General features: G+C 49.6%; 11 protein-coding genes. 7 read left to right on the top strand and 4 right to left on the bottom strand.

The features are described 5' to 3' along the window. Positions 1-204: 204 nt before the first annotated feature. The 6 genes from FPG75_RS12985 to FPG75_RS12960 all read left to right on the top strand — a co-directional run bounded on the left by FPG75_RS12985 (position 205) and on the right by FPG75_RS12960 (position 5588). Complete coding sequence (locus tag FPG75_RS12985; RefSeq protein ID WP_143307285.1) at positions 205-747, top strand: YceD family protein; 543 nt, start codon at positions 205-207, stop codon at positions 745-747. Between the two features lie 12 nt (positions 748-759). Then, on the top strand, positions 760-954 hold the full coding sequence (gene rpmF, locus FPG75_RS12980) for a 50S ribosomal protein L32 (RefSeq protein ID WP_143307284.1): 195 nt from the start codon (positions 760-762) through the stop codon (positions 952-954). Between the two features lie 48 nt (positions 955-1002). After that, complete coding sequence (gene plsX / locus FPG75_RS12975; protein WP_143307283.1) at positions 1003-1953, top strand: phosphate acyltransferase PlsX; 951 nt, start codon at positions 1003-1005, stop codon at positions 1951-1953. Between the two features lie 197 nt (positions 1954-2150). Continuing rightward, positions 2151-3704: a sensor histidine kinase gene (locus FPG75_RS12970; RefSeq protein ID WP_143307282.1), complete on the top strand. Its 1554-nt coding sequence runs from the start codon at positions 2151-2153 to the stop codon at positions 3702-3704. A 6-nt stretch (positions 3705-3710) separates the two neighbouring features. Then, positions 3711-5060, top strand: a complete 1350-nt coding sequence (locus FPG75_RS12965; protein WP_143307281.1) for a sigma-54-dependent transcriptional regulator — start codon at positions 3711-3713, stop codon at positions 5058-5060. Between the two features lie 135 nt (positions 5061-5195). Beyond that, the gene (locus tag FPG75_RS12960) at positions 5196-5588 is read left to right on the top strand and encodes a hypothetical protein (RefSeq protein WP_143307280.1); all 393 of its coding nucleotides are present in this window, start codon (positions 5196-5198) and stop codon (positions 5586-5588) included. An 82-nt stretch (positions 5589-5670) separates the two neighbouring features. Here the strand turns inward: FPG75_RS12960 and FPG75_RS12955 are convergent, their stop codons facing one another. Together FPG75_RS12955 and mazG are read right to left on the bottom strand one after the other, a co-directional pair. Then, entirely contained in the window at positions 5671-9483 is a 3813-nt protein-coding gene (locus tag FPG75_RS12955; protein WP_143307279.1) for a sensor histidine kinase, read from the bottom strand. A gap of 88 nt (positions 9484-9571) precedes the next feature. Then, on the bottom strand, positions 9572-10345 hold the full coding sequence (gene mazG, locus FPG75_RS12950; protein WP_143307278.1) for a nucleoside triphosphate pyrophosphohydrolase: 774 nt from the start codon (positions 10343-10345) through the stop codon (positions 9572-9574). A 272-nt stretch (positions 10346-10617) separates the two neighbouring features. On the opposite strand from mazG, the gene FPG75_RS12945 reads away from it, so the two are divergent. Then, entirely contained in the window at positions 10618-12864 is a 2247-nt protein-coding gene (locus FPG75_RS12945) for a Tex family protein (protein WP_143307277.1), read from the top strand. A 105-nt stretch (positions 12865-12969) separates the two neighbouring features. On the opposite strand, the gene FPG75_RS12940 is transcribed toward FPG75_RS12945, so the two are convergent. Both FPG75_RS12940 and FPG75_RS12935 read right to left on the bottom strand, forming a co-directional pair. Next, on the bottom strand, positions 12970-13515 hold the full coding sequence (locus FPG75_RS12940; RefSeq protein ID WP_143307276.1) for a hypothetical protein: 546 nt from the start codon (positions 13513-13515) through the stop codon (positions 12970-12972). Positions 13516-13598: 83 nt separating this feature from the next. Then, positions 13599-14378, bottom strand: coding sequence for an enoyl-CoA hydratase-related protein (locus FPG75_RS12935; RefSeq protein ID WP_143307275.1), 780 nt, complete (start codon positions 14376-14378; stop codon positions 13599-13601). Between the last annotated feature and the right edge of the window lie 8 nt (positions 14379-14386).

The raw sequence follows: 14386 nt of genomic DNA, 5'->3' as shown, positions 1-14386 counted from the left end.
TTTGTGAAAATGCTGCCGGGATACGGGGTGAAATAATTACCTTTGTAGTCCGGCCATGCTGCCACAAACAGTTATATGGCAGATATTTTATTATTATATAAATATATATATAAATATAATATCAATAGTGAACAAATTTAGGAAATTTTTGCAATTGCAAATATTTAATTACCTTTGCATCCCTCTAAAAGTGAGGATATTGATATGAAACCACTCCGCGAATTTGATATAGCCTTTGTAGGATTAAAACCAGGGGTGCATTCATTTCAGTATGAGGTAGGAGAGGATTTCTTCAACAACTACGAAGGGCCCAAGGATTTCAGTAACTGTAAGGCAACGATCAATCTGAGCCTGGACAAGAAGAGTAATTTCTTCATGCTGAAATTCGAGATTGGCGGTACTGCCACTGTGATTTGTGACCGTTGCGGCGAGCCTTTTGAATTACGGTTGTGGGATGATTTCAACCAGGTGGTAAAGCTGGTGGACAATCCGGAAGAAATGGCGGAAGGCGAAGAGGACCCGGATGTAACGTATATTTCCAAAGCCGAGTCACATTTAAATGTGGCGGACTGGATTTATGAGTTCATTCACCTGAGCATCCCGATGCAGCGTATCCATCCCGACAAACCGGATGGTACCAGCGGATGTAATCCGAAAGTGATTGAAATGCTGGAACGCATGAACCAGCAGGCAAAAGAGAACGATAACCCAATCTGGAAAGGGTTGGATAAATTTAAGGACAATTAAAAATTAAATAAAATGCCAAATCCTAAACGCAGACATTCTCAGCAAAGATCAGCAAAGAGAAGAACGCATTATAAGGCGGTAGCGGATACATTAAGCACAGACAGCGCAACCGGAGAAGTGCACCTGAGACATCGTGCTCATTGGGTAGAAAACAAACTGTACTACAAAGGAAAAGTAGTGTTGGAAAAACAGAGCAACGCTAAATAATTAATTTTACTATTTTTACCCGAGCTAACAAGAACAAACTTGAGTTACATGAGAATCGGGCTTGATATGATGGGGGGCGACTTCGCACCTCTTGAAGCAGTAAAAGGAGTAAAATTATTTTTAGATACCGTTGCATCTGATGTGCACCTGGTCCTGATCGGAGATGAGCAAGCCTTAACTCCCCTACTGGCCGATGCGCAGCTGGACCAATCAAAATATTCAGTTGTTCATTCATCCCAGGTAATCGGGATGAATGAACACCCTACCAAGGCACTGAAAGAAAAGCCACAATCCTCTATCTCTATTGGTTTTCACTTACTGAAGAATGACAAGGTAGATGCTTTCATCAGCGCGGGTAATACCGGCGCGATGATGGTAGGTACCTATTATTCTATTAAAGCCATTGATGGGGTGCAACGTCCTACGATCTCTACTCCCGTGCCCCGCGAAGACGGCTCATTCGGCCTCTTGCTAGACGTGGGTATCAATGCCGACTGCAAACCTGAAAATCTGGCGCAATTCGCCCTCCTCGGTTCCCTTTATTCCCAGTATATCCTGAAAATGCCCAATCCTAAAGTAGGCCTGCTGAATATCGGAGAAGAAGAAGGAAAAGGCAACCTGCTCGCCCAAGCCACCTACCCGCTGCTGAAAGAAAACAAACAACTCAATTTCATCGGTAACGTAGAAGGAAGGGATATCTTCAATACAAAAGCAGATGTAATCGTTTGTGAAGGATTCACCGGCAATATCGTGCTGAAAATGGCCGAATCTTTCTATGAGATCGCACACAAACGCAGCATCAACGACGAATACATCAATAAATTCGATTTCGAATCATATGGCGGCACACCGGTGCTCGGGGTTTCCAAACCTGTGATCATCGGCCATGGTATCTCCAAAGGCATTGCCTTCAAAAACATGATACTGCTCGCCCAACAAATGATACAAACCAAACTGCTCGAGAAGATCAAAGAAAGCTTTGAAGCCCAGCAGCAGTAATACTTTCCGGGGTCGCTGACCGCACATCTATGATGCTTTCCTGCTAACGGATCTGCCGCCAGAGGTCCCGGTTTCTTTTTGCCGTTTTTGCAGCATACCCTCTCATTTCTGCATGGTAGCCCCTCTCCTGCTTTGCTGCTTATCATTCGTTATCAATCATTTACCTGCTGTGGCACCTGCTTTGATCGGGCTCCCGCATGCGTATAAGGTTTACAACAAAACTCACCCTCGGCCTGGCGTGCCTGTCGGGGATCGTGCTGGCATTCGGCATCACCGGCATTATCTATATCTATCAGCAACACAACAATGCACAACTTATCCTGCGTAACAATCACCGCTCCCTCATCTATGCAAACAATATGGATGACGCACTCCTGCAAATGGCCAGCAGCGGGCATTACAGCGGTAAAGCTGCACAACAGTTCCGCAACAATCTCCAATTACAACTGCACAATATCACAGAGCCCGGCGAAGCCGTAAGCTCCTACTATCTGCTGCAAGCCTTCAACGCCCTGATGCGGCATCCCGGCGATGCCGCCACCATCAATAGTTTGCGGGCGCATATACTGGAAGTGGAAAAGATCAACCAGCAAGCCATCCTCGCCAAAAGTCAGGCCGGCCATCTCTCCGTACAAAAGGCCATCACCGTGCTGGTGATCATTGCCGTGTTATTGACGCTCTTCTCTATTATTTTCATCAACCGGCTGTATGCCTATGATAACATCCGCCTGGCGCAATTGAAGTCTGAAAAGGCCCGCATAGAGGCCATTATCCGGCAGATGCGCGACGGCATCATCGGGTTCGATGATAACCGGCAGGTACTTTTCATCAACCAGGCCGCGGCCCGGCTGTTTCAGCTGAATGAAAAACAAGTGATTGGAATGAATGCTGATCATCTTTCTCAAAAAAATGATCTCATCAAAATCGCACTGGACAAGCAAGACCTCACGCCTGTACGCATGATGCAGGAAGATAAACCGGTGTATTACCAGAAAGAAGTGATTGGCCGCGATGCCGATATTCCCGGGGAAGTGCTGATATTCCGCGATATCACGCCATTCCAGGAGCTGGCGGAAGCTAAAACACATTTCATTGCCACAGTATCGCATGAACTGAAAACGCCCATCTCTGCTGTGAAGATGTGTTTGAGTCTCCTGAAAGATCAGCGGGTGAGCCACCTGGATTGCTCACAGCGCGAGTTGCTGGACAGTATTGAAGACGATATTGCGCGGCTGCTTGCCATCACCAGCGAGCTGCTGGACCTCGCGCAGGTAGAAGCCGGCAACATCACGTTGCGGCAACAGGACATCACTGCAAACGATATCGTACAACGCGCTACAGATGCGGTGCGCGTGCAAGCCAAACAAAAGCAGGTGCGCATACGTATCCATCTTCCCGAAACATTACCACTCATTTATGCCGATCCGGAAAAAACGGCCTGGGTGCTGGTGAACTTTCTCACCAATGCCATCCGCTATTCGCCGGAACAAGCCATGGTGCAGGTGCGTGCGGAACGCTGCGGCACACAGGTGGTATTTACTGTGCAGGATGAAGGCCCGGGCATTGCAGACGTTTATCTGCCGCGGGTGTTCGACCGCTATTTCAAAGTGCCTGGAAGTGGCTCCCAGCAAGGCACGGGGCTGGGCCTTGCCATTTCAAGGGAATTTATTGAAGCGCAGCATGGCAGCATACATGCGAGCAGTGAATATGGCCGTGGCGCTACCTTCTCTTTTTCTCTCCCCATTAAATAAAACAATATGCATAACGGAAAAATACTGATCGTTGAAGATGAAGATAAACTTCGGCAGCTGCTGAAAAGGATCATTGCGCTGGAAGGTTTCACGATATTTGAAGCGGCGGCGGTAAAGCCCGCCCTGCGGCTGCTGGAGCAGGAAGAACCAGACGTGATCCTCTGTGATATCAAGCTGCCGGACGGTAATGGCATTGAGTTGACGCAACGCGTACGCGCACATAACAATCTTACAGAAGTGTTGCTGCTCACGGCTTTCGGCAATATCCCTGACAGCGTGCAGGCTATCAAAAATGGCGCGTTTGATTATATCACCAAGGGTAATGATAATGAGAAGATCATTCCCCTCCTCTACCGCGCCATGGAAAAAGTGCAGCTGCAAAGGCGCATCCGGCAACTGGAAGAGCAGGTCAAGGCCCGGCACAGCACCTTTGATCAGCTCACGGGGCAATCGCCGGCCATTAAAGCAGCTATTGACATCGCCCGCAAAGCCGCTCCCAGCAATGCTTCCGTACTGCTCCTCGGAGAAACCGGCACCGGTAAAGAAATGTTTGCGCAAGCCATCCACCACGGCAGCAAACGTTCCGGCAAAAATTTCGTGGCGATCAATTGCAGCGCGCTCGGCAAAGAACTGCTGGAAAGCGAGATATTCGGCTACAAGGCCGGCGCTTTCACCGGTGCCGCCAAAGACAAACGCGGACTGGTAGATGAAGCGCACCAGGGCACGCTGTTCCTCGACGAGATCGGGGAAATGCCTTTTGAGCTGCAAGCCAAGCTGCTACGCCTGCTGGAATCCGGCGAGTTTATCAAAGTGGGCGATACAAGGGTAACGAAAGCGGATATACGAATTATTGCCGCCACCAATCGCGACCTGCGGGAGGAGATTGCCCAGGGCCGTTTCCGGGAAGACCTTTACTATCGTTTGAATGTATTTACTATCCTGCTGCCGCCGCTGCGGGAGCGCCCCGGCGATATCCCGCCGCTGGCCAGGTATTTCCTGCAAACCTATGCAGCCCGCAAAGGCCTGCACCTGGAAGGCATGAGCCATGCCTTTGTAGAGCAGCTGAAACAGCACGACTGGCGCGGCAATATACGTGAGTTAAAGAACGTGATAGAGCGGGCGGTAATCATCTCCGCCGAACCGGTGCTCTCCGTAGAGTCGTTGCCGTTAGAGCTGCAATTGCAGGATGGCAGCCGCCTGAAGCCGGCATCCACCTATGACCTGGCCACCGTTGAAAAGCAACATATCCAGCGGGTGATGACCGTTACCAAGGGCAATAAAACCCAGGCGGCCCGTTTGCTGAATATTGGGCTGTCGACCCTCTACCGCAAGCTCGAAGAATACCGGCTGGTATAGCCTTGCCAAAATGACATGGTTTTATCATTCTGAAACAGGCCACCATGGCCGTGCTTCGTCGTAAACCCGCTACGGTAGATGATCTTTACGCCTGGCACCGCAATTGCGTATCTTCCGGTACAAAAAAGTCCGGAAATGAAAAGACGATTGATTATCCCGATGATGATCCTGAGCTGCATGACCGTTTTAGCCTATGGACAGCACCAGAACAATTACCGAGTAAGCAAGAAAGTACGTTACCTGATCGTACAGGAATCGCCAGACATCACGCTGTACAAGCGTAACATGATGGTGGCGCCTAAAGATGAAAACTCACCCCGTGTGAAGTATTATTTCTCTACGCCGGGCGACAGCACCCTGCGGGATCTGAACCTCTACAACATTAAAAGTGCTTTCCCTGGCGACAACCGCCTGCACAACCAGGTAGACGCCTTATTCCGCAGCGATGATGAGTTGCATCGTTACGACAATTTCCATCACATGTACAGCATTGCCTGGATATTGAAAACGGAAAGATCGCGGAATTGATGTTCCCGGAGGCGCGGTGGCAGCGGCCTGCGGCCGCATGCTGTTAACAAAGCCGCATTGCTGCGCCACTGTGCCTTCCGGATCATTTTTTATCATGCAAAGGCAGCTTCACATAGAAAGTAGTGCCTTCATTCAATTTAGTTTCGAACCATATTTCGCCGCGGGTTTGTTCGGCGATATTCTTGCACATGGCCAGCCCCAGCCCCGTACCGGAAGATTTGGTGGTGAAGTTGGGCACAAATATCCGGGATTGCACTTCTGGTGAAATACCCATGCCGTTATCAGCTACGCTTACGATGATGAAGTGATCCGGCGTGGGGCGCAGCTTCACTTCTACGTGTCCGCGTTTCGTATCCGGAATGGCTTGTATCGCATTTTGCAGCAGGTTGGTGAAGAGGCGGTTCATCTGTGTTTTATCCGCATATATGTAGTAGGGCTGCGCCGGTTCTTCGAATATGATATCGCAATCGGGATGGCCCTGGTAGAGGCCTGCCAGCGAATGCAGCACTTCATTCAGCAGCACCACTTCGTTGTTGGCTTCGCCGATGCGGGCGAAAGCAGAGAAATCGGAAGCGATGTTGGCCAGGTGCTCGATCTGCTCTACCAGCGTGCCGGCCACGTTCTTCGACAGTTCCTTTACATTAGGCGAATCGCTTGCGATAGCACGTTGCAGGTATTGAATGCTGAGCTTCATCGGCGTGAGCGGGTTCTTGATCTCATGGGCTACCTGCCGCGCCATCTCTCTCCAGGCGCCTTCACGCTCGCTTTTGGCGAGGCGGGCCGCACTCACTTCCAGCTTACGTACCATTTTGTTGTATTCTTTTACAAGCGCGCCAATCTCATCGTCGTTGTCCCACTCGATCTCATCATTGCGCTGGCCGAGATTTACATGGCGCAGCTTTTCCGTTACCAGCGAGAAAGAACGGGTGATGGAGTTGGTGATGAGCAAAGCGATCATACCGGCGATCAGGAAGATGAACGCGTTGAAGGTGATCAATGCCACCAGGAAGTTGGAGATCTGCTGGTTCAATTCCGTTTGCGTGGCGAAGTAAGGTACGTTGAGATACGCAAACACTTCGCCGCCATCTTTACGCAGGGGAACATAGCCCGAGAGGAAAGACATGGTGCCTATCTTCTCATACTGTATATACTGTATATATCCCAGCCGGTATAGCTGGTAATAGCCCATGGGATTCATTTTGCGGGATATCAGCCCTTTCTCTACCATCAATGGTTGCGTGGTGATCTGCAGGTTGCCGTCACGATCGTATACGTTAAGATCGATTGCCCGATCGTCCGCGATGCCGGATAAGGCATTAGATAACTGCCCCACTAAATGTGAATCGTAGATATCCCCTACCTGGTCGTGTGTTTCCTGGTTATCGAATACTTTTTCCACATCGGCAGAAACCTCTACCATGGCTTTGCTCAGCTTCTCCCGGTTCTGCGATTCAGAACGGTAGATGAAGAATTTGATCGTAGTAAGACCGAGGATGATGAAAGAAAATACGACGATGAAAATGATGGTGCCATGTACTTTCCTGCGGATGCTGAAATTGACCAATGCGCGGAGATTGCTGATGCGCATGCGGGCCTTGATGAGCAGGTCGAATATCTTGTAGATCACTACTATCAACAGGAAGAGACAGAACATGTAAGAGAACAGCGTGATAAACTCCACAAAGGTGCGTCCTTCTTTCACCACCAGTACCACTTTATCCGGCGAGGCCCTGAACACCAGCTCGGAGTGGCCATGATCTGTTCTCACCGATACATCTGCCGCCGGCAATTCATTGTTGTATATTTTGGTAGGAAAAGGAAAATCGTTGTTGTTGCTTACCAGGATGCCTTTGTCGTACACGGCGTAGGAATACGAAGAGCCAAATTCCCAGTTGTAATCATTCATATCCGATTCCACCAGCAGTTCGGGATAGATACGCTCTGTGCTGCTCACTTTCGGCGTGATCACATACACCAGCCATCCGATGCCTGTGTGGTCGGTGGTATTAAAAAATTCTTTCTTGCCGATATAGCTGTAGTCCTTGAAACTCTTTTCAAAGAAATAGAGATCATTGCCGCCCAGCTGTACAGGCGTAGCTTCTGCGTCGAACAGCATGTGCCGGTTGAACGAAATAAGGCTGATGCTATCGGAAGGATACACTGGTTCTCCATTCTCATCATAAGGATAAAACGTGACGTTGAAGCGGCTCAGGTATCCCTGGAAATATTTGTCTGTAAGCCCTGATTCCAGTTCTGATTTCGGGGGTCTGTTGGATTTGGTTAGAAAGAAATTCTGTACGTATTCATCTTTCTCTATCTTCTTACCAATATCGTTAAGTAATATTTCGAGATAGGGATCTTTCTGTTTGGAGAGATCTTTCGCGAGGCTTTGGCGGGTGGTAATCTCTTTCTGGTTATTGTAATACACCAGGGCGCCGGAAGTGGTGATGGTGAGCAGGAAGAGCCAGAACAGGAAAGGCACGGTGGATACGCTGCTTTCAAAGCGGTCGGCAATGAAATCGAGCAATACAATGTAGATGAGCAGCCATACCACCATGGTAACGGTGAAAGGCAGGTCTACATTCCTGATGCGGAACAGCACCCAGATGATACCTACTGCGGCGAGCCAGATATATTTTGTGCGGTATTGAAAATTCGTCAGTTCATTGAGCAGGTAGTTGATGATCTGCGAGAAGAACAAAAAGCTGAAGGAGATGAAACCCAGTACCACAAAGCCTATCACGCTGTATTCATTAAGGCTGAATGGGTTGGTGACATCAAAGGAGATACGGGAATCGATCACGAGGCTCTGTATCAGATCGGCCATGAACTGTTCCACGATATAGAGCACGAGGCTGGCGAAGATGATCACCAGGCTTTGCAGCCATCTTTTTTTAATGACGGGCGGGTTGATGGTTTTTACATGTTCCCGGAAGAAGAGCACCATCCAGAAGCCCAGCAGGGTGTTGATGAGCAGGTCGCCGAGGGAGAAAAATATTTCATCCCTGGCATAGATGGAGGGATCGAAGATATTGAGGCTACGCATGTTGAAAGGAAATGCGTAGAAATAACTGAGCACACGAAAGCCGAACACCACTATGAACAGGAACAGGAAGCCATACAGCGGGTTGGTGGTTTTGGCCAGCAGTGTGGCAAAGAGGTTAAGGAAGATGAGCACACAGATGCTGCCGAGCACGCGCAATATGACGCTGAGGGTATTAGGCGGATGCGTGTGGATGCTCTGGTCGTGTTCGAGGTAGAACAATGTTTTGTTATGGCTGTTCACCACCGGGAGGGTTACGTGGCCGGAGGCTTGCAGGCCGGGCATCTGCATAACGATCTGGTATTCGCGGCCCAGTGCAGGCTTATTGTAAAAGTGATCAACGAGGTAGTTGTTCTGAATGGTATATTCCATGCGTACGGGCACGAGGCCTACGAGGAAACGGAAATGCCCGGCGGGTGCGGCGATGCGGCGGGTGATCATTTCATAGTAACCGTTCCTGAGTTTCACAAACTGTTCACCGAGGCGCAGTACATTTTGCGAGTCGTCGGGCTGCACGAGGCTGGTGCTCCAGAACGTAAGCCAGGAGCCGTTTGTGGTGGTGGAGTCGTAAGCGAAAATATAAAATTCGTCGTGTGCCAGCGCTTTGATGGTATGTTCGCTATAGGTACGGTCAAAGAGCGTGTTGATGGTGGCGGTATCGGCCAGGATGGCTTCGAAGGCGGCTTCCCTTCTGTGGAGGCTCTTTTCGAGGCTCCGCTGTACTCCTTGCGGAGAGGAGTAGTACGACCAGTAGTTACTGAACAGGAACGCGAAGGTGAACAGCCATGCTGCGATGATCAGTAGATATCCGTGCCGTAGGAAGAAGAGGCGTATTTCTTTAGCGTCGATCAAAACCGTAAATATTTTGGAATTTTTTGATTTGGGAATTTGGTGATTTGAAGGCGGCAACAAATCCTCACATTCTCACATTCTCACATCCTTACATTCTCAAATCATTCTTTTTCACCTGTTGCCAGAGTGTTTCCATTTCCGCCAGGGACATATCGTTGAGGCGTTTGCCTTGTGCGATGGCGAGTGCTTCCATCTGCTGAAAGCGGTGCTGGAACTTGCGGTTGGTGAGTTCCAGAGCATTCTCTGCATCTATTTTGAGGAAGCGGGAGTAGTTGACGAGCGAGAACATGACATCGCCAAATTCGGCTTCTATTTCAGCGGTGTTGCCTTCCGCCACGGCATTTTCCAGTTCGGATATCTCTTCTTTTATTTTGTCCATCACCTGTGCGGTTTGTTCCCATTCGAAGCCGGTTTGTTTGGCTTTTTCCTGTATGCGCATCGCTTTCACGAGGGCGGGCAATGATTTGGGAACGCCGCTCAGCACGGATTTCTTGCCTTCTTTGAGTTTAAGCTTTTCCCAGTTCTGTTTCACTTCTTCTTCATCGGCCACTTCAACATCGCCGTAGATATGCGGATGACGGGCGATGAGCTTATCGCATACGCCGTTGATGACATCGTTGATATCGAATTGTTGTTGTTCGGAAGCGATCTTGGCGTAGAAAACCATGTGCAGGAGGATATCGCCGAGTTCTTCCTTGATGGAGGTCCAGTCTTCTCCGGTGATGGCATCCGCCAGTTCATAGGTTTCCTCGATGGTCAGCTGGCGGAGCGACTGTATGGTCTGTTTCCTGTCCCAAGGGCATTTCTCCCGCAGATCGTCCATAATCTGCAATAAACGATCGAATGTAGCAATCTTTTCCATGGCCGTAAAAATAGTTAAAAAAGTCCACCAGCAGGGGGCTGCAACTGTTAATTACTTTTTCTTGGGAAAAAGGCCATTTTAATTACATTTGCGACCTAGTAAAAATTTTTGAATTTGAGGATTTGAGGGTTTGAGGATTTACGAATTTTTTGATTTACGGATTTTTTGATTTATGGCAAATCTGAAGTCCGCAATAAATCAAGAAATCCGTAAATCAAAAAATTCGTAAATCAAAAAATCCTCACATCCGAAAATCCCAAAATGAATTTGATATGAATCCGAAACACATTGCGCTTATTTCATCGGAGTTAGGTATTGCAGCCAGGCAGGCGGAAAATACCATGAACCTGTTATCTGAAGGATCTACTGTACCATTCATCAGCCGTTATCGTAAAGAGGTAACGGGCAGCCTGGATGAAGTACAGATCGGCCGGATAGAAGACCTGCAGAAACGTTACAAGGAGGTAGATGAACGCCGTGAGTTTATTATCAAAACGATCACAGAGCAGGAGAAAATGACACCCGAGCTGCTGGCTAAACTGGAAGCTACCTGGGTGCTCGCCGAGCTGGAAGATATTTACCTGCCTTATAAACCGAAACGCAAAACACGCGCTACAGTGGCCATCGAGAAGGGTCTTGAGCCGCTGGCTAAACTGCTGTTTGAATCACAGGATGGCAATACCGACGCTGCCGCCACCTTCCTCAATGAACAGGTAGCATCAGCAGAGGAAGCCCTGAAAGGCGCACGCGATATCATTGCAGAGTGGATCAACGAAAATGCAGAATGCCGCGATAAGCTGCGCAAGCTGTTCGCGCATACCGGCAAGCTTACCTCCAAAGTGGTGGAAGGCAAAGAAGAAGAAGGCGTGAAATATAAAGACTACTTTGAATTTTCGGAAGACCTGCGCGAGATGCCGTCACACCGTGTGCTGGCCATTCTCCGGGCAGAGTCGGAAGGTATATTGTTCAGCTCCATAGCGCCACAGGAAGAAGAGGCCATGGAACTGATCAACAAACAGTTTGTAACAGGCCGCGGCGCTGCTGCCGAACAAGTAAGCAAAGCCGCCGCAGATGCGTATAAGCGCCTGCTGCGTCCCTCGCTCGAAAACGAGTTCAGGGCCGGCGCTAAAGAAAAAGCCGATACCGAAGCCATCGATGTATTCGCTGAAAACCTGCGCCAGCTGCTGCTTGCAGCGCCGCTGGGCCCTAAAGCCGTGATCGCCATCGACCCCGGATACCGCACCGGCTGTAAAGTCGTAGCGCTCGACAACCAGGGCAACATGCTCGATCATGATGTGATATTCCCGCTGGAAAAAAATTATAAGAGAGATGATGCCGAAGCCCTGCTGAAAAAATGGGCGAACCGTTACGACACCGCCGCCATCGCGGTGGGCAACGGTACCGCAGGCCGCGAGACCGAAGAATTTGTGAAGAAGATCGACTTCGGCAAGAAGATCAACGTATTTATGGTGAATGAAAGCGGCGCCTCTGTGTATTCCGCATCGGAAGTGGCCCGTGAAGAATTCCCTGACCAGGACGTTACCGTGCGTGGCGCCGTATCCATCGGCCGCAGACTGATAGATCCGCTGGCAGAGCTGGTGAAGATCGATCCCAAATCTATTGGCGTAGGTCAGTACCAGCACGATGTGAACCAGTCGTTCCTGAAACAGAGCCTCGACCGCGTGGTAGTAAGCTGCGTGAACAATGTGGGCGTGAACCTGAACACTGCTTCAAAGCACCTGCTGGCCTATGTTTCAGGCCTCGGTCCTTCTCTTGCAGAAAATATTGTGAAATACCGCAAGGAAAATGGCGCCTTCAGCAACCGTATGCAGCTGAAGAAAGTACACCGCCTGGGCGATAAAGCATTTGAGCAATGCGCCGGCTTCCTCCGCATCGAGAACGGCGATAACCCGCTCGACAATTCCGCGGTGCACCCTGAACGCTATGCCGTAATTGAGACCATGGCAGAGAAGCAGCATTGCACCATCCAGGACCTGATGAGCAAGGACGAGCTGCGCAAGAAAATCAATCCGAAAGATTATGTCAGTGAAGAGGTGGGACTGCTCACTTTGGAAGATATCCTGAAAGAGCTGGCCAAACCCAGCCGCGATCCGCGTGATGAGATCTCTATCTTTGAATATGCAGAAGGCATCCACAAGATCGAAGACGTGAAACCCGGTATGGTATTGCCTGGCGTGGTAACTAACATCACGGCATTCGGCGCCTTCGTAGATATTGGTGTGAAGCAGGATGGCCTGGTACATATCTCCCATCTCTCCAACAAATTCATCAGCAACCCCAATGAGGCGGTGAAGCTGAATCAGAAAGTGATGGTGACGGTGCTCGAAATTGATGTGGCCCGCAAACGTATTTCGCTGTCGATGAAAGACAATGAAAAAGGCGGCGGACAGCAACAGGGCGGCGGCCCGCGCAAAGAGCGCCGGGAGAAACCGGCGAAAGAGGCGCCGATGAATGATTTCCAGGCGAAGCTCGCAGCGCTGAAAAATAAATTCAATTAATCATTTTGCTATTTTATTATTCTATTATTTTGATATTTAGCCTCCAGAAAATATTTTCCTGGAGGCTAAATATCAAAATAATAGAATAATAAAATAGCAAAATGATTAGTCAAACTTTTTCATCCATATCCGGAATTTCTGCGGGTAATTCGTATCTCCGTTTTCGCTGAAGATATGCAGGCTCCTGTTCACCGCGATACCCAGATAGATCACATCATGATCCATATCCACTGCCACGGCGGCTTCATCATAGCCTGATTTACCGGGCATGTATCCTTCATCGAAGAGGATGCGGTCTTCTACTTCTACCGGCGGCGTAACTTTAAATCTCTCCATAAAAGTTTGCCGGGCCCTGCTTAGCAATTGTACAAAGCGTGATTTGAGTGGTTCTTTTTCGAACAGGTCAATATCGTTCGGATAGCGGCCATCGAAGCTGTTGAAGGCATTCCAGGAGGCGATCATGTCGGCCTCTATGGTGTCGGCTACGGGCCGCATGGTATCAGTAGCCGGGGCTTGTGACGGTGTATTGTCGGACAGCACGATGGCGTGTACGTCCTGTGCCGGCCCTTTGCACGAGAGCAGGGCAGCACTAAAAAGATACGCCAGCGGTATCCATTTCACAGTCATGGTTAATACGTTTATTCGGTACATATGAACGGGTTAGCAACACGACAGACACCACTTCCCTGTCGGCTGGGTTAACAAATCAGATAATACAATAGTTTAATAGTTATTTATTTTCCTGTAAAAACGGGTGCTCTTTTTTCGGTGAATGCGCGCATACCTTCCTTCTGATCTTCTGAAGCGAAGAGGAGATAGAAGTTTTTACGTTCGAAATGGAGCCCTTCTTCCAGGGTGGTATCAAAAGCCTTGAGCACCGCTTCCTTGGCCATTTTCAGAGCCAGGGGGCTCATGGTGGCCGTTGCTGCCGCCAGCTTGATTGCCTCTTGCAGGTACAGCTCCACTGGTACTACATGGTTGATCAGGCCAGCCTGCCGTGCTTCCTGCGCAGTGATGAAACGCCCGCTGAGCACCATTTCCATGGCGAGGGCCTTTCCTACTGCGCGGGTGAGGCGTTGTGTGCCGCCAGCACCGGGCATTACGCCGAGCTTGATTTCTGGTTGCCCGAAGCGGGCTGTTTCGCTGGCCACGATCATATCACAGAGCATGGAGAGCTCGCAGCCGCCGCCCAGCGCAAATCCGCTCACCGCCGCAATGATGGGTTTCTTGATCTTTTTAATCGCATCCCAGGTGCTGAACTGATCGATATTGTACATGTCGACCGCAGTTTTATCAGCCATCTGTTTGATATCGGCGCCGGCGGCAAAGGCTTTCTCATTGCCGCTCAGTACGATTACCCGTACAGTGTCGTCTGCATCGAGTTGTTTGAGCGCATCGCGCAATTCCCCCATCAGCTGAAGGTTGAGGGCATTGAGTTCTTTGGGCCGGTTTAACTGGATATGGGCCACATGGGGCGCTACCTGCTGGTGTATGATGATAAATTCTGGCTGCATAGCTAAAA

It is taken from the genome of Chitinophaga vietnamensis (assembly GCF_902167635.1).
GTDB classification, from domain to species: domain Bacteria; phylum Bacteroidota; class Bacteroidia; order Chitinophagales; family Chitinophagaceae; genus Chitinophaga; species Chitinophaga vietnamensis.
This window is presented reverse-complemented; position numbering and strand designations above follow the sequence as displayed.

Excerpts from the sequence above, each read along its gene's own strand:
- FPG75_RS12935 (WP_143307275.1), bottom strand. The coding sequence starts at position 14,378 with ATGCAGCCAGAATTTATCATCATACACCAGCAGGTAGCGCCCCATGTG.
- mazG (WP_143307278.1), bottom strand. The coding sequence starts at position 10,345 with ATGGAAAAGATTGCTACATTCGATCGTTTATTGCAGATTATGGACGAT.
- FPG75_RS12965 (WP_143307281.1), top strand. The coding sequence starts at position 3,711 with ATGCATAACGGAAAAATACTGATCGTTGAAGATGAAGATAAACTTCGG.
- rpmF (WP_143307284.1), top strand. The coding sequence starts at position 760 with ATGCCAAATCCTAAACGCAGACATTCTCAGCAAAGATCAGCAAAGAGA.
- plsX (WP_143307283.1), top strand. The coding sequence starts at position 1,003 with ATGAGAATCGGGCTTGATATGATGGGGGGCGACTTCGCACCTCTTGAA.
- FPG75_RS12985 (WP_143307285.1), top strand. The coding sequence starts at position 205 with ATGAAACCACTCCGCGAATTTGATATAGCCTTTGTAGGATTAAAACCA.
- FPG75_RS12970 (WP_143307282.1), top strand. The coding sequence starts at position 2,151 with ATGCGTATAAGGTTTACAACAAAACTCACCCTCGGCCTGGCGTGCCTG.
- FPG75_RS12940 (WP_143307276.1), bottom strand. The coding sequence starts at position 13,515 with ATGTACCGAATAAACGTATTAACCATGACTGTGAAATGGATACCGCTG.
- FPG75_RS12945 (WP_143307277.1), top strand. The coding sequence starts at position 10,618 with ATGAATCCGAAACACATTGCGCTTATTTCATCGGAGTTAGGTATTGCA.
- FPG75_RS12960 (WP_143307280.1), top strand. The coding sequence starts at position 5,196 with ATGAAAAGACGATTGATTATCCCGATGATGATCCTGAGCTGCATGACC.